22 protein-coding genes are annotated in these 22,549 nt (G+C 69.5%); 15 read left to right on the top strand and 7 right to left on the bottom strand.

What is annotated here, in order from left to right; all coding sequences use genetic code 11:
• Positions 1 to 2 precede the first annotated feature (2 nt).
• Both IAE24_RS12370 and IAE24_RS12375 read left to right on the top strand, forming a co-directional pair.
• Positions 3 to 947: a TIM barrel protein gene (locus IAE24_RS12370; protein WP_199961371.1), complete on the top strand. Its 945-nt coding sequence runs from the start codon at positions 3 to 5 to the stop codon at positions 945 to 947.
• 24 nt (positions 948 to 971) lie between these two features.
• On the top strand, positions 972 to 2,144 hold the full coding sequence (locus tag IAE24_RS12375) for a Gfo/Idh/MocA family protein (protein ID WP_199961370.1): 1,173 nt from the start codon (positions 972 to 974) through the stop codon (positions 2,142 to 2,144).
• Positions 2,145 to 2,232: 88 nt separating this feature from the next.
• On the opposite strand, the gene IAE24_RS12380 is transcribed toward IAE24_RS12375, so the two are convergent.
• Positions 2,233 to 3,561, bottom strand: coding sequence for a dicarboxylate/amino acid:cation symporter (locus tag IAE24_RS12380; protein WP_012204771.1), 1,329 nt, complete (start codon positions 3,559 to 3,561; stop codon positions 2,233 to 2,235).
• Between the two features lie 214 nt (positions 3,562 to 3,775).
• Between IAE24_RS12380 and IAE24_RS12385 the strand changes: the two genes are divergently transcribed.
• Complete coding sequence (locus IAE24_RS12385; protein ID WP_071955011.1) at positions 3,776 to 6,427, top strand: hybrid sensor histidine kinase/response regulator; 2,652 nt, start codon at positions 3,776 to 3,778, stop codon at positions 6,425 to 6,427.
• Between the two features lie 24 nt (positions 6,428 to 6,451).
• On the opposite strand, the gene IAE24_RS12390 is transcribed toward IAE24_RS12385, so the two are convergent.
• Positions 6,452 to 7,090 (bottom strand): LuxR C-terminal-related transcriptional regulator, encoded by a 639-nt coding sequence (locus IAE24_RS12390; RefSeq protein ID WP_034392075.1) that lies wholly within the window; start codon positions 7,088 to 7,090, stop codon positions 6,452 to 6,454.
• A 529-nt stretch (positions 7,091 to 7,619) separates the two neighbouring features.
• Between IAE24_RS12390 and IAE24_RS12395 the strand changes: the two genes are divergently transcribed.
• On the top strand, positions 7,620 to 8,648 hold the full coding sequence (locus tag IAE24_RS12395) for a porin (protein WP_013803085.1): 1,029 nt from the start codon (positions 7,620 to 7,622) through the stop codon (positions 8,646 to 8,648).
• A 235-nt stretch (positions 8,649 to 8,883) separates the two neighbouring features.
• A complete protein-coding gene (locus tag IAE24_RS12400) occupies positions 8,884 to 9,048 on the top strand; it encodes a hypothetical protein (protein WP_013803086.1) in 165 nt (54 codons plus the stop codon).
• Positions 9,049 to 9,107: 59 nt separating this feature from the next.
• Here the strand turns inward: IAE24_RS12400 and IAE24_RS12405 are convergent, their stop codons facing one another.
• The 4 genes from IAE24_RS12405 to IAE24_RS12420 form a co-directional block, all read right to left on the bottom strand.
• Positions 9,108 to 9,824: a hypothetical protein gene (locus tag IAE24_RS12405; RefSeq protein WP_199961369.1), complete on the bottom strand. Its 717-nt coding sequence runs from the start codon at positions 9,822 to 9,824 to the stop codon at positions 9,108 to 9,110.
• The gene (locus IAE24_RS12410) at positions 9,821 to 10,813 is read right to left on the bottom strand and encodes an MlaD family protein (RefSeq protein ID WP_013803088.1); all 993 of its coding nucleotides are present in this window, start codon (positions 10,811 to 10,813) and stop codon (positions 9,821 to 9,823) included. The genes IAE24_RS12405 and IAE24_RS12410 overlap by 4 nt, the downstream gene beginning before the upstream one ends.
• A gap of 65 nt (positions 10,814 to 10,878) precedes the next feature.
• A complete protein-coding gene (locus IAE24_RS12415) occupies positions 10,879 to 11,682 on the bottom strand; it encodes an MlaE family ABC transporter permease (protein WP_012204765.1) in 804 nt (267 codons plus the stop codon).
• 72 nt (positions 11,683 to 11,754) lie between these two features.
• On the bottom strand, positions 11,755 to 12,219 hold the full coding sequence (locus IAE24_RS12420; RefSeq protein ID WP_013803089.1) for a Cd(II)/Pb(II)-responsive transcriptional regulator: 465 nt from the start codon (positions 12,217 to 12,219) through the stop codon (positions 11,755 to 11,757).
• A gap of 39 nt (positions 12,220 to 12,258) precedes the next feature.
• On the opposite strand from IAE24_RS12420, the gene IAE24_RS12425 reads away from it, so the two are divergent.
• From IAE24_RS12425 to IAE24_RS12470, 10 genes are all read left to right on the top strand, one after another.
• Positions 12,259 to 14,457: a heavy metal translocating P-type ATPase gene (locus IAE24_RS12425; RefSeq protein ID WP_199961368.1), complete on the top strand. Its 2,199-nt coding sequence runs from the start codon at positions 12,259 to 12,261 to the stop codon at positions 14,455 to 14,457.
• Entirely contained in the window at positions 14,454 to 14,840 is a 387-nt protein-coding gene (locus tag IAE24_RS12430; protein WP_199961367.1) for a DUF3703 domain-containing protein, read from the top strand. Before IAE24_RS12425 ends, IAE24_RS12430 begins: the two co-directional genes overlap by 4 nt.
• A gap of 48 nt (positions 14,841 to 14,888) precedes the next feature.
• Positions 14,889 to 15,380 (top strand): hypothetical protein, encoded by a 492-nt coding sequence (locus tag IAE24_RS12435; RefSeq protein ID WP_233626273.1) that lies wholly within the window; start codon positions 14,889 to 14,891, stop codon positions 15,378 to 15,380.
• 121 nt (positions 15,381 to 15,501) lie between these two features.
• Entirely contained in the window at positions 15,502 to 15,861 is a 360-nt protein-coding gene (locus IAE24_RS12440) for a hypothetical protein (RefSeq protein WP_199961365.1), read from the top strand.
• Positions 15,858 to 17,306, top strand: a complete 1,449-nt coding sequence (locus IAE24_RS12445) for a TolC family protein (protein ID WP_099734094.1) — start codon at positions 15,858 to 15,860, stop codon at positions 17,304 to 17,306. Before IAE24_RS12440 ends, IAE24_RS12445 begins: the two co-directional genes overlap by 4 nt.
• Position 17,307: 1 nt before the next feature.
• Entirely contained in the window at positions 17,308 to 18,690 is a 1,383-nt protein-coding gene (locus IAE24_RS12450) for a multicopper oxidase family protein (RefSeq protein ID WP_088165228.1), read from the top strand.
• Positions 18,691 to 18,710: 20 nt separating this feature from the next.
• A complete protein-coding gene (locus IAE24_RS12455) occupies positions 18,711 to 19,202 on the top strand; it encodes a cupredoxin domain-containing protein (protein ID WP_199961364.1) in 492 nt (163 codons plus the stop codon).
• Positions 19,203 to 19,237: 35 nt separating this feature from the next.
• Positions 19,238 to 19,768 (top strand): DUF411 domain-containing protein, encoded by a 531-nt coding sequence (locus tag IAE24_RS12460; RefSeq protein ID WP_199961363.1) that lies wholly within the window; start codon positions 19,238 to 19,240, stop codon positions 19,766 to 19,768.
• A gap of 15 nt (positions 19,769 to 19,783) precedes the next feature.
• Positions 19,784 to 20,176: a copper-binding protein gene (locus IAE24_RS12465; RefSeq protein WP_013803097.1), complete on the top strand. Its 393-nt coding sequence runs from the start codon at positions 19,784 to 19,786 to the stop codon at positions 20,174 to 20,176.
• Between the two features lie 66 nt (positions 20,177 to 20,242).
• A complete protein-coding gene (locus tag IAE24_RS12470) occupies positions 20,243 to 21,253 on the top strand; it encodes a P1 family peptidase (RefSeq protein ID WP_199961362.1) in 1,011 nt (336 codons plus the stop codon).
• 6 nt (positions 21,254 to 21,259) lie between these two features.
• Here the strand turns inward: IAE24_RS12470 and IAE24_RS12475 are convergent, their stop codons facing one another.
• Positions 21,260 to 22,405, bottom strand: a complete 1,146-nt coding sequence (locus IAE24_RS12475) for an FAD-dependent monooxygenase (protein ID WP_012204753.1) — start codon at positions 22,403 to 22,405, stop codon at positions 21,260 to 21,262.
• Positions 22,406 to 22,549: the final 144 nt, after the last annotated feature.

Below are 22,549 nucleotides of genomic sequence, written 5' to 3' on the forward strand. Positions count from 1 at the left end.
CCATGACTGCGACCAAGACAGCATCCCTGACCATTGGCTGCGCCCCCTGCTGCTGGGGCGTGGACAACGTGGACAACCCGCACCTGCCGCCCTGGCGCCAGGTGCTGGACGAGGCCTGCGAGGCGGGCTTTCGGGGCATGGAACTCGGCCCCTGCGGCTACATCCCGCTCGACGTGGCCCTGGTACGCACGGAATTCACGCGGCGGCGCCTGTGCATCACCGCCGGCACCATCTTCGACGATCTCGTCTCGCCGGCCCGGCTGCCGCAGCTGCTTCGCCAGACACGCGAGATCTGCGGACTCATCAGCCAGCTTCCCAGGCCGGCCGCCGCAGCCGGGATGCGCTACCCGGCGCCCTATCTCGTGGTGATCGACTGGGGCCATCCCGAGCGCGACTTCGAGGCCGGCCACCCGGACCGCGCCCCGCGCCTGTCCGATGCACGCTGGGCCGCCATGGTCGATCACATCCGCCAGATAGCGCACCTTGCCTGGAACGGCTTCGGCGTGCGCGCGGTGATCCATCCGCATGCGGGCGGCTACATCGAATTTGCCGACGAGATCGACCGCATCGTCGCCGACGTGCCGGCGCAGACCGCCGGACTGTGCCTGGACACGGGCCATCTGCACTACAGCGGCATGGACCCGGCAAGCTGGCTGCGCCGGCATGCGGCACGGCTGGAATACGTGCATTTCAAGGACATAGACGCCCAGGTGTACGGGCAGGTGATGGGTGAGCGCATTGCGTTCTTCGATGCCTGCGCCCGGGGCGTGATGTGCCCCATCGGCCAAGGCGTGCTCGACTATCCGGCCATCAGGGCCACGCTGCTGGAGATCGGCTATGCCGGCTGCATCACCGTGGAGCAGGAGCGCGACCCGCGCAACGCGGGCGCCAGCCTACCCGACGTGGCGGCCAGCCGCGCCTTCCTGGCCTCTGTCGGTTTTTGCTGAAGACGAAAGAGAAAGGTGAACACCATGATCGACGCAACACCCATGCCCGGCCACCCGATTGCCTGGGCCATGGTCGGCGGGGGACAGGACAGCCAGATCGGCCCGGTGCACCGATCGGCGGCGCAGCGCGACCACGGCTTGCAGCTGGTGGCTGGCGCCTTCGACATCGACCCGGTGCGCGGCCGGCAGTTCGGCGAGCGGCTGGGCCTGGATGCGCAGCGCTGCTATGCCGACTACCGCGCCATGTTCGAGGCAGAGGCGCGCCGCCCGGACGGCATCCGCGCCGTGTCCATCGCTACGCCCAACAACACCCATTTCGAGATCTGCAGGGCCGCGCTGCTGGCGGGGCTGCACGTGGTCTGCGAAAAGCCGCTGTGCTTCACCACGGCCGAAGCTCTGCAGCTGCTGGAGCTGTCGCGTGCCAGCAGGCGGATCGTGGGCGTGGCCTACGGCTACGCGGGCCACCAGCTCATGGAGCAGGCGCGCGAGATGGTCGCGCAGTGCGAGCTGGGCGAGATCCGCATCGTGCAGATGCAGTTCTCGCACGGCTTTCACAGCGAGGCGGTGGAAGCCTCCAGCCCGGCCGCGCGCTGGCGCATGGACCCGGCCCATGCCGGCCCCAGCTATGTGCTGGGCGACCTCGGCACGCATCCGCTGTACCTCTCGCAGCTGGTGCTGCCCGGGCTGGAGATAGAGCGGCTGATGTGCTCGCGGCAGAGCTTCATCGGCAGCCGCGCCCCGCTGGAGGACAACGCACTCGCCCTCATGCAGTACCGGGGCGGCGCCATGGGCTATCTGTGGGCCTGCGCGGTCAACAGCGGCTCCATGCATGGGCAAAGGCTGCGTGTCATCGGCTCGAAGGCCAGCCTGGAATGGTGGGACGAGCATCCCAACCAGCTGCGCCACGAAATCCAGGGCCGGCCGGCCCAGGTGCTCGATCGCGGCATGGACTACCTGCATCCCGCTGCACGGCAGGAAGACCGCATCGGCGCCGGCCATGCCGAGGGCCTGTTCGAGGCCTGGGCCAACCTCTACCGCCGCTTCGCCCTGGCCATGCATGCCACGGACCGGGGCGACAGCCTGGCCCTGGGCAAGATCCGCTATCCGGACATCCAGGCGGGCGTCGAGGGAGTGCGCTGGGTGGAGAACTGCGTGCGTTCGGCCGACGCAGGCGGGGTGTGGATCGACTATCGCTGAGAGCGATGCGGGGCGCATCGCAAGCGAATGCGGCGGCCAAGGCCGCCGCATCGAGCAGGAGAGGGTTGGGTGCCCGGGGCCTGCGGACTCAGGCCTTGACGGCTGCGGCCTCGGCAGGCAGGGCCTGCACGGGCTCTCCGTCCAGGGCGGCGTTGAGCTTGCTGTAGTCCAGCTCGTTTTCCCAGCGCGAGACCACCACGGTGGCCACGGCGTTGCCCATGAAGTTGGTCAGCGAGCGGCACTCGCTCATGAAGCGGTCCACGCCCAGGATCAGGGCCATGCCGGCCACCGGCACCTCGGGCACCACGGCCAGCGTGGCGGCCAGGGTGATGAAGCCTGCGCCGGTCACGCCGGCAGCGCCCTTGGAGCTGAGCATGGCCACCAGCAGCAGCGCTATCTCATGGCCCAGGGTCAGGTGGGTGTTGGTGGCCTGGGCGATGAACAGCGCGGCCAGCGTCATGTAGATGTTGGTGCCGTCCAGGTTGAACGAATAGCCCGTGGGCACGACCAGGCCCACGACGGACTTGCCGCAGCCGGCGCGCTCCATCTTCTGCATCAGCGAAGGCAGGGCCGATTCAGAGGACGAGGTGCCCAGCACCAGCAGCAGCTCGGCCTTCAGGTAGCGCGCCAGCTTGAGCACCGAGAAGCCGCACAGCCGCGCCACGAAGCCCAGCACCACGACCACGAAGAGCAGCGAGGTGATGTAGAACGAGCCCACCAGCCAGGCCAGGTTCACCAGCGAACCCAGGCCGAACTTGCCGATGGTGAAGGCGATGGCGCCAAAGGCTCCCAGCGGCGCAGCCTTCATCAGGATGCCGACCAGCTTGAACACGGGGGCCGTCAGCGCCTCCAGGAAGTTCAGCACGGGCTTGCCCGCATCACCGACCATGGCCAGCGAGATGCCGAACAGCACGGCCACGAACAGCACCTGCAGGATGTTGTCGCCCACAAAGGGGCTGACCAGCGTCTTGGGGATGATGTCCATGGCAAAGCCGGTGAGCGTCAGCTCATGCGACTTGGCCACATAGCCCTTGACGGCGGCCTGGTCCAGGTCGGCCGGGTTGATGTTCATGCCCGCGCCGGGCTGCACCACGTGCGCCACCACCATGCCGACCACCAGGGCCAGCGTGGAGAAGAACAGGAAGTAGGCCATGGCCTTGAGGAACACGCGGCCCACGGTGCGCAGGTGCGTCATGCCCGCAATGCCGGTGACGATGGTCAGGAAGATCACCGGCGCGATGATCATCTTCACCAGCTTGATGAAGGCATCGCCCAGCGGCTTGAACTGCTCGGCGTACTGGGGCTCGAAGTGGCCGAGCAGCACGCCTGCCACGATGGCGACCACCACCTGGAAATACAGCTGGCGGTAGAAAGGCAGCCGCTCGGGGCTGGCGGCGTGGGTGGGGACGGCATGCATGGTGCGGCTCCGGCGGGACTGTGTGGGGGGTGGGCGCACCACCAAGGTGCGGCGAGGTCCAGTTTGTACCGCTGGCGTGCTCCGGCGCCGATAACCTATTGGTATTAGGCGCAGGTGCTCTCCCTGGGAGAATGCACGCAGAATCAGGGTAATCCCCAACTCCTTCCCGCCCCTGGAAGGCACCAAGCTGGCGCCCAATCGGGTCCAGACCACCATGCCCCAACCCGTTCGACGCCCTTCACGCCGTTCCTTCTGGACCCTGCTGCTGCTGTTCGGCGGCATGCTCGCCTGCATGCTGCTGGCCGGTGAGCTGGTCTACCACCGCGCCCTGCGCGGCGAGGCCGAAAGCGTGCAGCGCCAGCTCAGCCTCTACGCCCAGGCCCTGGGCCAGCGCATAGACCGCTACCGCACCCTGCCCGAGGTGCTGGCGCTGGACGCGCAACTGCGCGCCGCCCTCACCCACCCGCTGTCTCCCGCCGAGGTCGATGCCCTGAACCGCAAGCTGGAGCAGGCCAACGGCGCCAGCCAGTCGTCCACGCTGACCCTGATCGACCGCCACGGCACGGCCCTGGCCGCCAGCAACTGGCGCGAGACGCGCAGCAACGTGGGCGTGGACTACAGCTTCAGGCCCTATGTGCAGCAGGCGCTGTCGCGCGGCAGCGGACGCTTCTACGGCATCGGCCTGACCACGGGCCTGCCGGGCTACTTCCTGTCGCAGGCCATCCTGGACGAACAGAACGCCGTCGCGGGCCTGGTGGTGATCAAGATCGCGCTGCTGGAGCTGGAGCGCGAATGGCTGCAGACGCCCGACGTGGTCATGGCCTCGGACGAGCACGGCGTGGTCTTCCTGGCCAGCCAGCCCGACTGGCGCTACCGCCTGCTGTCCCCCCTGAGCCCCGCCGACGAAGCGGACCTGGCCGCCACGCGCCAGTACATCGACCAGGAACTGCACCCCATGCGCTACCGCGTGCGCCAGGGCCTGGAGCAAGGCAGCCGCCTGGTGCAGATGCAGGAGCCCGCCCTGCCCGGCACCACGCTGTGGCAGACCCTGCCCCTGCCCGGCAGCGACTGGCAGTTGCACCTGCTGCACGACACGCAGGCCAGCACCGTGGCCAGCCGCTGGGCGGCGGCGGCCGCTGCGGGCGGCTGGCTGGCCCTGGGCCTGCTGGTGCTGTTCGTGCGCCAGCGCAGGCGGCTGGCTGCGCTGCGCCTGCGCAGCCGCCTGGAGCTGGAGACCGTGCTGCGCCAGCATGCCCAGGAGCTGCGCACGGCCCAGGACGGCATCGTCCAGGCCGCGCGCCAGGCCGACACGGGCCTGAGCCGCAGCCTGGAGCACCTGCCCCAGGGCGTGGTGGTGATCGATGCCGACCTCAACCTGGTAGCCTGGAACTCGCGCTACGTGGAGCTGTTCCGCTTTCCCTCCGAACTGCTGCGCACGGGCCAGCCCATAGAGAACCTGTTCCGCTACAACGCCCGGCGCGGCCTGCTGGGGCCCGGCCCCATCGAAGAGGCCATCCACCGGCGGCTGCAGCATCTGCGCAGCGGCAGCCCGCACCTGCGTGAAAGCACCAAGGACGACGGCACGGTGCTGGAGATCCGCGGCAACCCGCTGCCCGATGGCGGCTTCGTCACCAGCTACGCCGACATCACCAGCTACAAGAACGCCGCGCGCGAGCTGCGCTCGCTGGCCGATGCGCTGGAGCAGCGCATTGCCGAGCGCACGCGCGACCTGGCCGAAGCCAAGCGCGAGGCCGAGCAGGCCAACCGCTACAAGACCCGCTTCGTGGCCGCCGCCGTGCACGACCTGCTGCAGCCGCTGAACGCCGCGCGCATGTTCAGCTCCCTGCTGCGCAGCCATCTGCATGACGACGCGGGCCGCCATGTGGCCGACAGCATCGACGGCGCCCTGGCCGCGCAGGACGCCATCCTGGGCAGCCTGCTGGATATCTCGCGCATGGAATCGGGCCAGCTGGAGGTGCGCGTGCGCGACTTCGCGCTGGGGCCGCTGCTGCAGGTCATGCGCCACAACTTCGGCATCCTGGCCGAAAGCCGGGGCCTGCGCCTGAGCGCGGTGGACACGCGCTGCGTGGTGCGCAGCGACGAGGCCCTGCTGCGCCGCATCCTGCAGAACTTCCTGTCCAACGCCATACGCTATACGCGCCAGGGCCGCATCGTCATCGGCTGCCGGCGCCAGGGCCAGCAGCTGCGCATCGAGGTGCACGACCAGGGACCGGGCATTCCCGAAAGCCTGCAGCACGAGATCTTCGAGGAATTCCGCCGCCTGGACGAAGGCCATGGCGACGACCGTGGCGCCGGGCTGGGCCTGGCCATCGTCGAGCGCCTGGGCCGCCTGCTGGGCCACGAGATCGGCCTGCGCTCGCACCTGGGCCGGGGCAGCGTGTTCTGGGTCTGCGTGCCGCTGGGCGATCCCGCAGCCGTGCCGCAGATCGCCGCGGCCACGCATTGCGGCGAGGCAGGCCAGGACGCACCGCTGCAGGGCATGAGCGCCTGGTACGTGGAAGACGATGCCCAGTCCTGCACCGCCATGCGCGCCCTGCTGCAGCGCTGGGGCTGCAACGTGCCGCTGGCCGGTGGCCCGGCCGAGGCGCTGGCGCTGGCCGCGCCCGGCGAAGCGCCGCAGCTGGTGCTGCTCGATGTGCGCCTGGGCCAGTTGCACGGCCCCGATGTGTACGCCCAGCTGTGCCAGCGCTGGGGCCAGTCGCCGCCCGTGATCCTGGTCACGGCCGAGCGCGACGGCATGGTGCGCCGCCAGGCGGCCGAGCGCGGCTGGGGCTTTCTGGCCAAGCCCGTGCGCCCGCCCGCGCTGCGCGCGCTCATGAGCCAGATGCTGCTGCGCCACCGATAGACGTGGCACGGCAGGGCCTGGCGTTCAGACCGTGCCGTCGTTCTCCAGGCTCTTGACCAGCACGGCCGCCTGCGTGCGGCTGTAGCACTCCAGCTTCTTGAGAATGGCCGTCACATGCACCTTGACGGTGTTCTCGGCCAGCCCCAGCTCGTGGGCGATCTGTTTGTTGAGCAGGCCATCGGCCAGGCACAGCAGCACGCGGAACTGCTGGGGCGTGAGCTGGGCCAGCCGCGCGGCCAGCGCGGCGTCGGCCTCGGAGCGCTCGGCGGCCATGGGCGGGAACCAGCTGCCGCCGTCCAGCACCTCCTGCAGGGCCGTGCCTATGGCCTCGGCCGGCGCCGATTTCGGAATGAAGCCTGCAGCACCGAACTGCTGCGCACGGCGGATCACGCGCGGATGGTCGTTGGAGGAAATCACCACCACCGGAACATCGGGGTACTCGCCGCGCACATGCAGCAGCGCCGAGAAACCACGCGCCCCAGGCATGGCCAGGTCCAGCAGCACCAGCTCGATCTCGGGGTGCTGCTGCAGCGCCGCGCCCAGCGTGGCGGCGCTTGCGGCCTCCAACACGGCGAACTGCGGCAGGGCCTCGCGCAGCACATGGATCACCGCGGCGCGGAACAGCGGGTGGTCATCGGCAACGAGCAGGGTGGATTCGGACATGGGCGCGAGTCTGACACGTCTGGAAGCACATGCCCGGCTCATGGGGCCCATGCCTGGTCCATGGCCGGGTTGCAAGCTGGCACGCTGTTTGCAATCAGTTGCAGCCAAAGGCCTGGCAACAGGCACAGATCCACCGCCCAACCGACGAACAAGGAGCCCTGAATTGACCTTTGAGCCCTCTTGCAACGACCTGCTGCACAGCCCTGGTGCCCCGGCCCCATCCCAGTGCACGGCAGTGTTCAAGCCGCGAGAGTGCAAAACACAAATTAAGTTTCGTCATAACTGTGTCAAAGACACCACTTTCTGGCCGGTGCAATGGCTGGGATGCGTTGTAATACGCGGCTTAGCCAGTCAAGACCGCCTTGCGCACAGGCCGCAAAGACGTGCCGACGCCAGCCCGCCCCTGATGCGAAAACGCCACTGTCCCAGGTTTGCCACGTAGCCCAGCCCGGGCGATTGGTTCATCGTCTGCCCCGGTCACAGCACTGGCCACCCGTTTCCACTCTCCAACAATGAAAGACTCCTCAACATGAAACGTTCCTTCATCGCACTGGCCGCTGCACTGGCCTGCGCCGGCGCTGCACACGCCCAAAGCTCGGTCCAGCTGACTGGCCTGGTGGACGCCTATGCCGGCTCCATGCGCATGGCTGGCGACGCCAGCGGCAAGGGTGTCGTGGGTTCGGGCGGCATGACCACCTCCTGGTGGGGCATGAAGGGCCAGGAAGACCTGGGCGGCGGCCTGAAGGTCGATTTCCAGCTGACGGCCTTCATGCGTGTGGACACTGGCAGCCCCGGCCGTTTCGATGGTGACCCGTACTTCTCGCGCGATGCCAACGTCGGCCTGTCCGGCGGCTTCGGCACGGTGCGCCTGGGCCGCGGCATGGCGCCCAACTTCCTGCCCACCATCCTGACCAACCCCTTCGGCGACTCCTTCACCATCTCCCCGCTGGTGCTGCACGCCAACGTGGGCACGACAGCCTGGGGCTCGGCCAACCTGACCACGCCGTCCGACACCGGCTGGAGCAACCAGGTCGTCTACACCACGCCCAAGTTCGGCGGCCTGCAGGCGAACGTCCACTACCAGTTCGGTGAAAAGGGCGGCGATTCCGGCAAGAAGAACATCGGCGTGAACGCCATGTACTTCGGCGGCCCCCTGAGCCTGGTGGCCTTCTACGAGCGCGCCCAGATCAGCAACCCCGTGAGCCTGGCCGTGATGCCCACCAAGACCGACTGGATGCTGGGCGGCACCTACAACTTCGAAGTGGCCAAGCTGTACGCAACCTACGGCCAGGCCAAGGTCAAGGATCTGGACCGCAAGAACAGCACCTACTCGCTGGGCCTGGACGTGCCCGTGACCAGCGCCGGCACCATCAAGGCAGCCCTGGCCCGCACCAAGGCCGAAATCGGCGCCGTGGACTCCACGCGCACCACGGCCAGCCTGGGCTACGACCACTACCTGTCCAAGCGCACCGACGTGTACACCGTGCTGATGCACGACCGCATCACGGACCTGAAGTCGGGCACCAGCCTGATCGCGGGTATCCGCCACCGTTTCTAAGGCGACGCCTGGCCTGCCAGCACGGGCCAGGGACTTACGTCCCGAACTTTCAGCGAGGCTCTGCCTCGCTTTTTTTTCGGACTCTTGAAAGTCGATAGAAATTTTCTCTCAGTACTTTTTTACAAACGTCAAGAGAGAAAGCGATTGTCCGACAGCCGCGCTGCGCAATCCGGTGTGCAATGGAGTCCAGGCCCAGCCCAATGCTCTGCCTGCGCTGCCAGACAGGAGGTCCACCATGCGCAGACCCAGCCCCTTCGGACGTCATCCCTTCATCGCCTTCACCGCCACGGTCGTGCTTGCCGTAGCCGCCAGCGTTGCCACCTTCTGGCTGGACAGCGCCGCCCCGGCCGCAGACACCTTGCTGCAAAAAGACCCGGGCGCCCTGCTGTCGTCGATGTAAGCCCCGCAAACGCCTGCAAATGCCTGCCCAGCGCCATCCCTTTCGGACTGGCGCTGTTTTCATTTGCCGGCCGATGTGCCCCCACCGCTGGCCGTCTTCTCCAGCAGCGACAGCCTGCGCCTGACGGCCTGGGCCTTGTCCACCTCGCCCGCCTGATCATGGGCCCTGGCCTGCAGCAGCAGCCAGGCCATCACCGCACGGCGCCAGCCCTGGGCCGAGGCGGTTTCGGCACCCAGCTCCAGCAATTGCGGCTGCGCCGCACCCGCCCGCAAGGCCGCGCCGGCTGCCACCAGCCGGGGCAGCGGCTCCTTGATGGCGCCCACAGCAGCCAGCGTGGAGGCAGGTGCACCCAGCAGCGCCTGCGCCACGGGGCGCTGCAATTCTGGCAATAGCGCAATGTCCTCGGGCCGGGGCCTACCTTGCAGATACCGCGCATAGGCGGCCTCGGCCGGCGCAGCGTCAAGCGCCAGCGCCTGGTAGCCGGGGCAGTCATCCCATTCCAGACTGGCCACCTGGGCCGCGCAGCGCATCAGCTCCAGACGCGCGGCCAGGTCGGTGCGGCCCGTGGCGGCCACCTCGGCGCGGGCCTTGTCCCATTCCATGGCCTGCACGCGCTGGCGGCCTTCCAGGTAGGCGGTGGATGCGCGCTGGGACGCAGATTCGGCATTCAGCGCCCAGTCCGGCGCGGGCGGGCGGCTGCTGCAGCCGGCCAGCACCAGGGTCAGCACGGCGCCGGCGACGGCATGGCGCGCCAGGAGGGTTGCGGCAGGGCTCATGGCAGCTTCAACTCCGGTTGATGGGCAAACGGCCACTTGCGCTGCAGGTCGGCCAGCACGCCTTCCAGGCGGCGCAGGTTGCCCTCGACCTCGGCGCGCAGGGCACCCAGGTCGGCCGTGGCCTCGCGCGCATTGGAGCCCACGGCCTGGGCCTCGGCCAGCACGGCGTCCACCTTGCCCAGCGTGCGGCGCGTGTCGGCCAGCAGGCCGTTGAGCTGCACCACGGTGGAACGCACCTCGGGCATGACGCCACCGGCGTCGAACACCTGGCTGTCGGCCCGCGCCACCATGCGCTCCATGCGGGCCAGCGTGGCATTGGCACGGTCCAGCAGGGCCGTCACCTTGCGCGCCTCCTGCTCGCTGCCCATGACCACGCCCAGCACGCCGCCCGGCCCCTGGGCCCGGCCGGCCAGGCCGCGCAGTTCGGTCAGCGACCCGCCCAGGGCCGAGTCCGGCGCGGTGAGCTGGGCGATGTTGCCCAGCACTTCCTTGGCCGTGGACATGATCTGCGGCAGCTCGGCCGTGGCATCGCCGCGCAGCACGGGGCGCACGGCCTCGTCGGGCAGCGGCGGATCGCTGAGGATGCCGCTGTAGGCCTTGATGGTGGTGCCGCCCACCAGCCCCTTGACCAGGGTGAAGACGCTGGACTCGCGCAGCCAGTGCGCGTCCTTTCGCGGCACGTCGATGAGGATGCGCACATTGCCGTCCTCGGCCAGCTCGATGCGGCGCACGCGCCCGATCGGAAAGCCCGAGAAGGTCATGTCCATGCCCACGCTCACGCCCTCGGAGTCGTCGGCCGTGAGCACCAGGCGCTGCGTGGCGTCGAACACGCCGCGCGAGTACAGCAGGTACAGGGCCGATCCAAGAATCAGCACCAGCGTGAACAGCAGCAGGCCCGCCGCCTTGGCGCGCAGGTGCGCCACGGGCTTGAGGGCCTCGATTTCCTCGCCGTCCCAGGGGTCTGGCGGCGTGCGCCGCGTATCGGTCATGGCATTCCTTGTTCTGGCACGGGCCTTGCCGTGCATGTGGGGTTCGTGGAGTTCAGCGGGCGTGCTCAGTAATAGTTGCCCATGAGCGAGATCACCTCGATCACCAGCAGCACGGCAAACATGCGCGCAAAGCCGCCCAGCGCCGCGCCGCCCAGCCGGTGGCGCCGCAGCGGCGCATACAGGCCCGAGGCCATGGGCATGATGGCCACGGTGAGGCTGAAGAACCAGGTCTTGAGCACGAAGACCAGGGTCACGGCCGGCGTGAATATCTGGCCGAAGATGCGCGTGTAGCCGGGCAGGCCCGCCAGCGTGAAGCCATAGACGCTCAGGTAGACGGTGACCAGGGCCACCACGCAGCTGAGCACGGCCAGCGTGACCGAGGCAAACACGCCACCGGCGGCGCGCGGCACCAGGGCCATGCGCAGCGGATCGGAGCCGCGCTCCTGCCAGGCCTGGAGCTGGCCCCGTGCGCGCAGCTGCGCAATCAGCGTGCCGTTGGGAATGGTGCAGCGCATGGCCACGAACAGCGCGGCCGTCAGCGGGATCAGCTCGATCACCAGCACACGCACCACCATCTCCAGCGCATAGCGCGACAGCCCATAGCTCAGCGCCGTGACGATGACGATGCGCGTGATCACCGCGCACAACAGCGCCGCCAGAGCCGTGAAACCCAGCAGGATGGGCCCGGTCTGCACATAGATCTGGTGCGCCATGGCACGCCGTGCACCGCGCCGGTAGCTGGAAGGGGACATGGCCAGCACCAGCAGCACGGCGCCCAGGTAGACGCTGCGCCACCAGGCCAGCGCATGGTCGCGCAGCGCCGCCCAGATGCGGTCGGGAAGGGACAGGGCTGCGTGGCTGAGGCTCATCGGACGATGATAGCGAGCCGTACCGGGACGGTCCGTCGGACGCCGGCGCAAGACAGGCAGCTGCGGACGGCGCTACACATGGCGCTTGGCGCCGGAGCTGCCCAGGGCGGGTGCCAGCGGTTCGTCGGCCTGGGCGTGCAGGGCCTCGATCAGATGGCAGTAGCTGTCCGACCCGTCGCACTGGCTGCGCAGCTGCATCAGCTCATGCTCCAGCGCGCGCAGCTCGGCCAGGCGCTCGCGCACATGGCCCAAGTGGGCATCCAGGGTTTCGTTGGCAGCCACGCAGTCGGCCTTGCTGGCGCCGTCCAGCGCCAGCAGGGTGCGGACCTCGTCCAGCGACATGTCCATGGCGCGGCACAGGCGGATGAAGCGCAGCCGGTGCACATCGCTGTCGCTGTACAGCCGGTACTGGTTGTCCTCGCGCACGCCTGCACTGAGCAGCCTTTCCTTCTCGTAGTAGCGGATGTTGGCGGCGGCCACGCCGGAACGCTTGGCCGCCTCGCCGATGCGCCAGCGCGCAGATTCATGCTGTGACATGCTTGACCTTGAAGTGACTTCACCGTTTCCAATGCTCGCATGAACTCCAATCGCCTGCCAAGCCCTCAGGGCAACGAGGCCCTGAAAGCCTCCCCAGCCCTTTCCAAGCCCGCCTCGACTTCGCCGTCTTCCGCCTGCGGCACCGATTGCTGCGCGCCCTTCACCATCACCCAGCCCACGCCGGCCCGCAAGAAGGCCCAAGGCCACTCGCATGCGCATGGCGAGGGCCATGGCCACGATCACGCCCATGACCACGACCATGACCACGGTCACGACGAGAGCGATCCCCATGCCGGCCACGACCACAGCGTGCTGCCCGGCTGGCCGCGCATCACGGCCGCGCTGATTGCAGCCGTGCTGGCCGAAGCCGCCCACTGGTTCAGCGGCTCCCAGGGCGGCGTGCCGGCCCTGCAATACGGCGGCATGGCCGTGGCCGTGCTGGCCATTGCCCTGTCGGGCCTGGGCGTCTACAAGGCCGGCATCCGCGACGTGCTGCGCCTGAAGCTGGGCATCCATGCGCTGATGGCCATTGCCGTCACGGGTGCCTTCGCCATCGGCCAGTGGCCCGAGGCCGCCATGGTCATGGCCCTGTACGCCGCGGCAGAGCGCATCGAGGACCAGGCCATGGACCGCGCGCGCAATGCCATCCGCAGCCTGCTGCAGATGGCGCCCGAGACGGCCGACGTGCTCCAGCCCGATGGCAGCGTGCAGCGCGTGGCCGCCGCCGACGTGGCGCTGGGCGCCACCGTGCGCGTGGCCCCCGGCGCGCGCGTGCCGCTTGACGGCGTGGTCCTGCGAGGCCAAAGCTCGGTCAACCAGGCGCCCATCACCGGAGAAAGCGCCCTGGCCGACAAGGCCCCGGGCGACGAGCTCTACGCCGGCAGCATCAACCAGGATGGCGAGCTGCAGATGCGCGTCACCTCGGCGGCCAATGACAGCCTGATTGCGCGCATCGTCCACGCCGTGGAGCAGGCCCAGGCCTCCAAGGCGCCCACCCAGCGCTTCGTCGACCGCTTTGCTGCCGTCTACACGCCCATCGTGCTGGTGCTGGCCATTGCGCTGGCGGTGCTGGCACCGCTGGTCATGGACTGGAGCTGGCATGACGCGGCCTACCAGGCGCTGGCCCTGCTGGTCATCTCCTGCCCCTGCGCCCTGGTGCTGTCCACCCCCGTCACCGTGGTCAGCGCGCTCACGGCGGCTGCACGCCGCGGCCTGCTGATCAAGGGCGGCCAGGCGCTGGAATCGGCCCGCAAACTGCGCGCCATTGCCCTGGACAAGACCGGCACGCTGACCACGGGCAGCCCCAAGCTGGTCGAATGGAAATCCTGGAGCGAAGAAGACGCGGCCCAGGACTCCAGCCAGCCCGCCGCATATGCCCTGGCCCTGGCCGGCCGCTCGGACCACCCGGTCTCGCGCGCCATTGCTTCCGGCCTCCAGGCCGACGCCGCCGTGGCCGCCGATGCCGCACGGGCCTCGGTCAGCAAGCTGCTGGCCCTGCCCGGCCGTGGCGTGCAGGCCGAGATCGACGGCCAGCTCTGGACCCTGGCCAACCTGCGCTGGGTGCAGGAGCAAGGCTGGGACAGCGCCGCGCTGCGTGCCAGCCTGGCCACCCATGAGGCCCAGGGCCGCACCGTGACCCTGCTGGCCGACAGCAGCGGCGTGCGGGCCCTGTTCGCCGTGGCCGACCCGCTGCGGCCCCAGGCCCGCGAGGCCGTGGCACGCCTGCAGGCCCTGGGCGTGCAGCCCGTGGTGCTCAGCGGCGACAACACGGCCACCGTGCGCTCCATCGCTGCCGAAGCCGGCATCCAGGATGCGCGCGGCGGCCTGCTGCCCCAGGACAAGCTCGACGCACTGGCCGAGCTGCAGCGCACCCGCGGCCCCACCGCCATGACGGGCGACGGCATCAACGACGCACCGGCACTCGCCCAGGCCGACATCGGCTTTGCCATGGGCGGCATGCACAGCACGGGCATGGCCATGGAAACCGCCGACGTGGTGCTGATGAACGACGACCTGCGCCGCCTGCCCGAGGTGGTGGAACTGTCGCGCAGCGCCCACGCCGTGCTCTGGCAGAACATTGCCCTGTCGCTGGGCGTCAAGCTGGTGTTCTTCGCACTGGCCCTGGCCGGCAACGCCAGCATGTGGCTGGCCGTGCTGGCGGACATGGGCGTGAGCCTGCTGGTGGTCGCCAACGGCCTGCGGCTGCGCCGCTGGGGCAGCGACAGGGAGGCGGCATGACCGACGCCCAGCGCCGCGCCGCCTTCACCCACCTGCTGCACAGCTTCCGCTCAAGCCAGGACCAGGCGCCCGCACAGCGCTGGCTGCTGCTGGAGGCCAGCCATGTGCTGGGCCAGCAGATGCTGGGCCTGCACTGGCGATCCCACTGCTGGATGCTGCGCCATGCGCTGCAGCTGCGCGATGGCGGGGAGGTGGCAGGCCAGTTGCTGCGCCTGGCCCTGGTGCCTGCAGGCCACCTGCTGGACCGGCTGCCGCGCGGCAACACAGGCCGCGCCACGGTGCCGGCCACCCTTCCCATGGACATGCCGCCCGCCGTATCGGCCCTCATCGCCGAGGCCCTGCGCGCCACGCGCCGCCCGCCCGGGCGAAGGGCCCGCACCTGAGGAACTTCGCAGCACCGTCCGGTATCATCCATGCCTATGCGCCGCCCCTTGTCCATTGTCCTGGTCTTGCTGCTGGTCCTTCGTGGCCTGCTGGGCGACGCCATGGCCATGGGGGCTGCGCCGGTCATGTCGGCCCTGGCGCCGGCTGCCGCATCTGCGCCAGCGTTGGCTCCGGCGTCGGCACTCCACCACCACGCGCCCGAAATCGCGCGGGAAGTCGCGCTGGAAATCACGCAATCGCCGGACAGCCCCGAGCAGCATCATGCGGCGCACGTCGCAGATCACGGCCCAGATCACGCATCACACGCCGAGCACAGTGCAGGCTGCGCTCCCCAGGCCGGTGGCCCTGCGGGCGGCAGCTGCGGCGAACATGAACATGGGCCCAGCTGCACCCTGTGCGGCATCTGCCATTCGGCCCTTTTCACTCCTGGCCAGATCGGTTCGGACGGCGCAGCGCCGTCCGCCGCACTGCGCCCCCAAGGCAGCGCGCGCTTTGCCAGCGCGGCCAAGCTGCAGGCCATCAAGCCACCCATTTCCTGAAGCCTGACGCCCGAAGTGCGTCCGCGCCATCCCTGCCGCCCCTCCATGGGCAGCCCGCTTGCGGGCATGGCGGGGCGTCTGGCCGCGGATGCGTTGTCCGTTTCGCATTCAGGAGAACACCATGCGCCGTGCGCATTTTCTCGTCCCCCTTATCCAATTCGGGCTGGCGGCCCTTGCCGCGTCCAGCCCCGCTGCCTGGGCCCAAGCCCATGACGGCAGCCACCCCCCGGCCTCTTCCTCCGCAGGCCTGACCGGCGCCATCGATCCGGCTGCGGCCAGCCTGCCGCTGCGCCATGCCGCGCTGCCGGCCAGTGGCGCCGTGGAAACCGAGCTGACCGACTGGCGCCAGGCCAATGCGGCCGTGGCCGAGTTTCCCAACGGCCATATGGACATCCTGCGCTGGGAAGCCGCCCAGAGCGGCCGATCCACGCCTGCGCCGTCCCCGCACGGCTCTCACATGCAGCACGGAGGCCGGCCATGAAGCGCACCCTCTTCGCCCCCACCCGGCTGGTCGGCGCCATGGCTGCCGTGCTGGTCCTGGCCGGCTGCGCCAGCATCTCGCCCGACGGCCTGCGCGGCGCGGTCCAATCCCATACCGCCAGCCGCCTGCCGGACGGCGCCCAGCTGCCACCAACCGATCTGCAGGCCCGCGACACGGCACAGCAGCGCATCGACGAGTGGCTGCGCCAGCCGCTGGACATGGACCAGTCCGTGCGCATCGCACTGCTCAACAACCCCGGCCTGCAGGCGCGCCTGGCGCAACTGGGCGTGCAGGATGCCGAACGCGTTCAGGCCCTGACCCTGCCCAACCCCACGCTGGCCCTGGGCCGCATGGTCAACAGCGACGAGCGCGAGATCGAGCGCCAGCTGAGCTTTGGCCTGGTCAGCCTGATCACCCTGCCCTGGCGCAGCCGCTGGCAGGGCATGCAGATGGAACAGGCCACCCTGACCGCCGCGCAGGATGTGCTGCGGCTGGCCGCCGACACGCGCCGCGCCTGGCTGCGCGCCGTGGCCGCACGCCAGCAGCTGGCGTCCAGCGAGCGCATGCACGAGGCGGCCGAGGCCGGTGCCGAGCTGGCGCGCCGCATGGCCCGCGTGGGCAACTTCAGCCGGCTGCAGCAGGCACGCGAGCTCAGCATCCAGCAGGACACCGCAGCCCAGCTGGCGCGTGCGCGCCTGGCCGCCACGGCAGAGCATGAGCAACTGGCCCGTCTGATGGGCCTGTGGGGACGGCGCATCGATTTCAAGCTGCCCGACCAGTTGCCCGCCATCCCGCAGGCCGCCACGCAGTTGCGCTCCGGGGACGATGCCGAAGCCACCGCGCTGCGCGAGCGCCTGGACCTGCGCGCCCTGCGCCGCGACCTGGATCAGTTGGCCGAGCGCCGTGGCTGGGCACGCCTGGGAGCCATGTTCGGCGACATCGGCCTGGGCTACAACCGCAACACCGCCACGGACCGGGCCACCGGCCACAGCGATGTGACACGCGGCTGGGAGATCGACCTGCCCCTGCCACTGTTCGACTGGGGTGGCGCCGCCAGCGGCCGCGCACGTGCCGAGGTCCAGCGCAGCGCGGCCCAGTTGCAGCAAGGCGCCATCCAGGCGCGGGCCGAGGCGCGCAGCAGCTGGATGCGCTACCGCACGGCCTGGGACCTGGCCCACCAGCAGCAGGCCGAGGTGCTGCCGCTGCGCCGCTTCATCCAGGACGAAACCATGCTCCGCTACAACGGCATGTTCGTCAGCGTCTGGGAGTTGCTGGCCGAGGCCCGCAACAGCGCCCAGGCCGTGGCCACCGCCACCGACGCCCAGCGCGACTTCTGGCTGGCCGACACCGACCTGCAGCTGGCTCTGGCCGGAACCTCGCCAGGCACGGTCGAGGCCGCATCCAGCGCCGCCGCACCCACTCCCACGAACACAGCGAGCCACTGACATGAACCGCCGCAACTTCTTCACCGGCGCGGCCGTGGCCGCCGTCTCCAGCGCCGCCGTCAGCCGCGTGGCCCTGGCCGCCCTGCCCGAGGCAGCGACCCAGTCCTCGGCCGAAACCGCCGCTCCGCTGGCACCGCCCAACGGCCGCCCCTACCGCCCCGTGGTCACGCTCAACGGCTGGACCACGCCCTGGCGCATGAACGCAGGCGTCAAGGAATTCCACCTGGTGGCCGAGCCCGTGGTGCGCGAGGTGGCACCGGGCTTCTTCGTCAACATGTGGGGCTACAACGGCCAGAGCCCGGGACCGACCATCGAGGTCGTGGAAGGCGACAAGGTCCGCATCTTCGTGACCAACCGCCTGCCCGAGCACACCACCGTGCACTGGCACGGACAGCGCCTGCCCAACGGCATGGACGGCGTGGGCGGCGTGACCCAGCCGCACATCCCGCCCGGCAAGACCTTCGTCTACGAGTTCACGGCGCGCCGCCCCGGCACCTTCATGTACCACCCGCATGCCGACGAGATGGTGCAGATGGCCATGGGCATGATGGGACTGTGGATCACGCATCCGAAGGCGGCCCATCCGCAGATCGCCGAGGTCCAGCGCGACTACGCCTTCCTGCTGTCGGCCTACGACGTGGAGCCCGGCTCCATGACGCCGCGCGTGGCCGAGATGACGGACTTCAACATCTGGACCTTCAACAGCCGGGTGTTCCCCGCCATCAGCCCCGTCGTCGCCAGGCGCGGCGACCGGGTGCGCCTGCGCGTGGGCAACCTGACCATGACCAACCACCCCATCCACCTGCACGGCCACGAATTCGAGGTCACGGGCACCGACGGCGGCCCCGTGCCCCGGTCCGCTCGCTGGCCCGAGGTGACCACCGACGTGGCCGTGGGCCAGATGCGCCAGGTGGAGTTCATCGCCGACGAGCTGGGCGACTGGGCCCTGCACTGCCACAAGAGCCACCACACCATGGGCGCCATGGGACATGACACGCCGACCATGATCGGCGTGGACCACCGGGGCCTGGTCGGCAAGATCCAGAAGATCGTGCCCGACTACATGGTCATGGGCGAGCGCGGCATGGGCGACATGGCCTCCATGGAAATGCCCCTGCCCGACAACACCTTCCCGATGATGACGGGCACGGGCCCTTTCGGCCCCATCGAGATGGGCGGCATGTTCACCACCCTCAAGGTGCGCGAGCAGCTGGGCGCCAACGACTACGGCGACCCGGGCTGGTTCACCCACCCCAAGGGCAGCGTGGCCTATGAATGGAAGGGGCCGGCGGCCGAGGCCTCCGCACCGCGCCAGACCACGCCCGGCCAGTCCCCCGGCGCACCCAGCGTGCGCAAGCCCGGTGCGGGCCATGAGCACCACTGATGCCATCCAAGGAGTACCTCATGAACACCTTTGCCCTCCTCCTCGCCACCGCACTGCTCGCCGGCCCCGCTACCGTCTTCGCCCATGGCAGCGAAGCCCACGATGACGCTCCCAAGGCCGCCGCAGTCAAGGAGCAAAAGCCCTGGGGCATTGCCGGCGATGCCTCGGCCGCCCGGCGCACCATCACCCTGGACATGAGCGACAACATGCGCTTCACGCCAGAGCGCATCAGCGTCAAGCGCGGCGAGACGGTGCGCCTGCGCGTGGCCAACAAGGGCCAGGTCATGCACGAGATCGTGCTGGGCACGCCGGCCTCGCTGGACGAGCACGCGCAGATGATGCTCAAGTTCCCCACCATGGAGCACGGCGAGCCCTACATGGCCCATGTCTCGCCCGGCAAATCCGGCGACCTGGTCTGGAATTTCAACCGCGAAGGCAGCTTCGACTTTGCCTGCCTCATCCCCGGCCACTACCAGGCCGGCATGCGCGGAACCATCACGGTGACGCAATGAGCGCGCCACTTCTTCCCCCCCTTCAGGAGCACCCCATGAAACATGAACGCATGGCATCCGCCCACCCGCGCCGCAGTGCGCTGCGCCGCATGGCCCTGGCCTGCACGGCATTCGCCGCCCCTTCGCTGTGGGCGGCTGCACCCACGGCGCCCAAAGAAGCACCCAGCACCCGCATCGCCGTCGAGGTCTGGAAGGACCCCAACTGCGGCTGCTGCCAGGACTGGGTGGTGCACATGGAGCAAAACGGCTTTGCCGTCACCGTGCACGACACCGGCAACAGCGCCGTGCGCGCCCGGCTGGGCATTCCGGCGCGCCTGGGCTCCTGCCACACGGCCCTGGTCGAAGGCTATGCGCTCGAAGGCCATGTGCCTGCGGCCGACGTGCACAAGCTGCTCAAGCAAAAGCCCAAGGCGCTGGGCATTGCCGTGCCCGGCATGCCCGTGGGCAGCCCCGGCATGGACGGCCCCGAGTACGGCGGCCGCAAGGACCCCTACGAGGTGCTGCTGATCACCAAGAACCTCATGAACAGCGACGTTTCCACCCGTACCTTCACCAGCTACCGCTGAACCCCGGAGCACACCATGCACAACACAGCCCTCCTTGTTTCCCGTACGTCCCGTACCGCCCTTGCCGTGCGCCTGGCCCTTGCCGCCGCGCTGATCCCGGCCTGGGCCGGTGCCCAGGCCACGGCCCACGACCATGCGGCGCATGGCGCGCAATCTGCAGAAACCGCACCTGCCGCCGCCAGCCAGGACCTCAGCGAAGGCGAGGTCACGCGCTGGGATGCTCGCACCAGCAAGGTCACGCTGCGCCACGGCGAACTCAAGAACCTGGGCATGCCGCCCATGACCATGGTCTTCCAGCTGCGCGTGGCTGCACCCGAACCCGCCCTCAAGGCCGGCGACAAGGTGCGCTTTCGCGCCGAGCAGGACCAGGGCGCCTTCGTGGTCACGCAGCTGGAAGTGCTGCGCTGAAGACGGGGTGCAGGGCTGCCGTTTCGGCTAAGGTGAAGGCCTGTCCATCACCGAGCAGAGCAGCGCATGCCAAGCACCGACTCAGACCCCGGCTCCATCACCCGCGTACAGGGCATCGAGGTAGGCCACCACACCGATGCCCGCCGGCCCACGGGCTGCACCGTCGTGCTGGCGCGCGGCGGTGCCGTGGGGGGCTGCGATGTGCGTGGCGCCGCCCCCGGCACGCGCGAGACCGACCTGCTGCATCCTTCCAACCTGGTGCAGCAGGTGCATGCCGTCATGCTCTCGGGCGGCAGCGCATGGGGGCTGGACGCGGCCAGCGGCGCCATGCGCTGGCTCGATGAGCAGGGCATTGGGCTGGATGTGGGCGTGGGCCGCGTGCCCATCGTGCCGGCCGCCGTGCTGTTCGACCTGGCGGTGGGCGACAGCCGCATCCGCCCGGGTGCCGATGCCGGCCATGCGGCCTGCCAGGCCGCCAGCACCGCGCGGCCTGCCGAGGGCAATGTGGGCGCCGGCATGGGCGCCTGCGTGGGCAAGGTCTTCGGCATGGATCGCGCCATGAAGGGCGGCATCGGCACGGCCTCGCTGACCGTGCGCGGCGTCACCGTGGGCGCGCTGATCGCCTGCAATGCCGTGGGCGATGTGGTCGACCCCCACAGCGGCGCGCTGCTGGCCGGCGCGCGCAGCCCCGATGGCCGCCAGCTGCACGACACCTGCCGTGCCCTGCTGCGCGGCGAAGAGCCCCGGCCGCTGCTGGCAGGCACCAACACCACCATCGGCGTGATTGCCACCGATGCACGCATCACCAAGGTCCAGGCCCAGCGCCTGGCCGTGGTATCCCATGACGGCCTGGCACGCGCCATACGCCCCGTGCACACCATGAGCGATGGCGACACGCTGTTCGCCCTGGGCACGGGCCTGGCCGAGCACTCGCTGGGCATGCTGACCCTGTCCGCCATGGCCGCCGAGGCCGTGGCCCTGGCCACGGTGCGCGCCGTGCTGGCCGCGCAGTCGCTGACCACGGCCGAAGGGCTGGAGCTGCCCTGCGCCAGGGAACTGGCCGCCTGCCGGCCCTGACCGGGCTCAGGCCTGCAGCGCAACCGCCCAGGCGTCGTAGCCGTAGACGCCATCGGCATTGCCACCGGCGCGCAGCCAGTTGTTGCCGCGCGAGCCGATCTGGATCTCGCTGGTGCGCTGCATGCGCATGGCCTGGTAGCGCGCCAGGACCTCGGGCACCTGCTGCGGACCCGGGGCGGCATCCAGGTTGCGGGCCAGCACCACGGCGTCTTCGATGGCCATGCCTGCGCCCTGGGCCATGAAGGGCATCATCGGGTGGCAGGCATCGCCCAGCAGCGTGATGCGGTCCTGCGACCAGGCCGGCAGGGGATCGCGCTCGTACAGCGCGGTCTTGAGCACGCCATCGCAGGCGTCGAGCAGCGCCCGGGCGTCGGGATGGAAATCGGCGTAGAAGCCGCGCAACTCCTCGACGCTGCCGGGCGTGGTCCACGATTCCTCGTGCCAGGAATCCTGGGCCGTGGTGGCGAAGATGAAGGTGTCGCGCCCCTGGTTCAGCGGAAAGGTCACGATCTGGCTTTGCGGCGTGGCGCCCCACCATTTGGTGAAGGCCTGGATGTCGGGCACATGGCGCACGCGCTCGGTGGGCACCACCGCGCGGAAGGCCACCACACCCGTGAAGCGCGGGCTCTCGGCACCGAACAGGGCCGCGCGCACCACGGAGTGGATGCCGTCCGCGCCAATGAGTGCGTCCAGCCCGGCCACTTCGCTGCCATCGGTGAAGGCGATGTCCACGCCTTGCCCCGTCTGCGTGATCTGGCTGGCACGCTTGCCCAACTGCACCTGGTCCAGCGGAAAGGCATCGGCCAGCGCGGCCAGCAAATCGGCGCGGTGGATGGTCAACTGCGGGGCGCCGTACTTGCGCTCGGCCTCGTCACCCATGGTCAGGCGCGAGGTTTCCTCGCCCGTGTCCCAGTTGCGGCTGATGCGGTGCGTGGGCCGGGCGGCGCTGGCGCGCACGGCGGCGGCAATGTCGGCGCCCAGGCCATCGAGGGCGCGCACGGCATTGGGCGTGAGGTTGATGTCCGCGCCCACGCGCAGGAACTGCCGGCTTTGCTCGAACACCAATACTTCATGCCCTGCCTGGTGCAGCGCATTGGCTGCCGCCAGTCCGCCAATGCCTGCTCCGACGATGCCTATCCTCAAACGCGCCATGATTCCTGTCTCCTGCTGGTGGGGTCTATTCGGTGATGCGCCCCGTGATCCGGAGCGCACCGATGCAGGACATTGTCTTTTTGACAGGCCTCGGGCCTCAACCTCCGCAAGGCCCGAATTGGGCACGATTCGTACCCATCGGCG

The organism is Delftia sp. S65 (assembly GCF_016516495.1).
Taxonomy (GTDB): domain Bacteria; phylum Pseudomonadota; class Gammaproteobacteria; order Burkholderiales; family Burkholderiaceae_C; genus Comamonas; species Comamonas acidovorans.

Coding starts and splice junctions, on each gene's coding strand:
- IAE24_RS12395 (WP_013803085.1), top strand. CDS start 7,620: ATGAAACGTTCCTTCATCGCACTGGCCGCTGCACTGGCCTGCGCCGGC.
- IAE24_RS12455 (WP_199961364.1), top strand. CDS start 18,711: ATGAACACCTTTGCCCTCCTCCTCGCCACCGCACTGCTCGCCGGCCCC.
- IAE24_RS12420 (WP_013803089.1), bottom strand. CDS start 12,219: ATGTCACAGCATGAATCTGCGCGCTGGCGCATCGGCGAGGCGGCCAAG.
- IAE24_RS12460 (WP_199961363.1), top strand. CDS start 19,238: ATGAAACATGAACGCATGGCATCCGCCCACCCGCGCCGCAGTGCGCTG.
- IAE24_RS12375 (WP_199961370.1), top strand. CDS start 972: ATGATCGACGCAACACCCATGCCCGGCCACCCGATTGCCTGGGCCATG.
- IAE24_RS12380 (WP_012204771.1), bottom strand. CDS start 3,561: ATGCATGCCGTCCCCACCCACGCCGCCAGCCCCGAGCGGCTGCCTTTC.
- IAE24_RS12450 (WP_088165228.1), top strand. CDS start 17,308: ATGAACCGCCGCAACTTCTTCACCGGCGCGGCCGTGGCCGCCGTCTCC.
- IAE24_RS12425 (WP_199961368.1), top strand. CDS start 12,259: ATGAACTCCAATCGCCTGCCAAGCCCTCAGGGCAACGAGGCCCTGAAA.
- IAE24_RS12470 (WP_199961362.1), top strand. CDS start 20,243: ATGCCAAGCACCGACTCAGACCCCGGCTCCATCACCCGCGTACAGGGC.
- IAE24_RS12430 (WP_199961367.1), top strand. CDS start 14,454: ATGACCGACGCCCAGCGCCGCGCCGCCTTCACCCACCTGCTGCACAGC.
- IAE24_RS12415 (WP_012204765.1), bottom strand. CDS start 11,682: ATGAGCCTCAGCCACGCAGCCCTGTCCCTTCCCGACCGCATCTGGGCG.
- IAE24_RS12400 (WP_013803086.1), top strand. CDS start 8,884: ATGCGCAGACCCAGCCCCTTCGGACGTCATCCCTTCATCGCCTTCACC.
- IAE24_RS12440 (WP_199961365.1), top strand. CDS start 15,502: ATGCGCCGTGCGCATTTTCTCGTCCCCCTTATCCAATTCGGGCTGGCG.
- IAE24_RS12445 (WP_099734094.1), top strand. CDS start 15,858: ATGAAGCGCACCCTCTTCGCCCCCACCCGGCTGGTCGGCGCCATGGCT.
- IAE24_RS12410 (WP_013803088.1), bottom strand. CDS start 10,813: ATGACCGATACGCGGCGCACGCCGCCAGACCCCTGGGACGGCGAGGAA.
- IAE24_RS12390 (WP_034392075.1), bottom strand. CDS start 7,090: ATGTCCGAATCCACCCTGCTCGTTGCCGATGACCACCCGCTGTTCCGC.
- IAE24_RS12465 (WP_013803097.1), top strand. CDS start 19,784: ATGCACAACACAGCCCTCCTTGTTTCCCGTACGTCCCGTACCGCCCTT.
- IAE24_RS12385 (WP_071955011.1), top strand. CDS start 3,776: ATGCCCCAACCCGTTCGACGCCCTTCACGCCGTTCCTTCTGGACCCTG.
- IAE24_RS12405 (WP_199961369.1), bottom strand. CDS start 9,824: ATGAGCCCTGCCGCAACCCTCCTGGCGCGCCATGCCGTCGCCGGCGCC.
- IAE24_RS12370 (WP_199961371.1), top strand. CDS start 3: ATGACTGCGACCAAGACAGCATCCCTGACCATTGGCTGCGCCCCCTGC.
- IAE24_RS12475 (WP_012204753.1), bottom strand. CDS start 22,405: ATGGCGCGTTTGAGGATAGGCATCGTCGGAGCAGGCATTGGCGGACTG.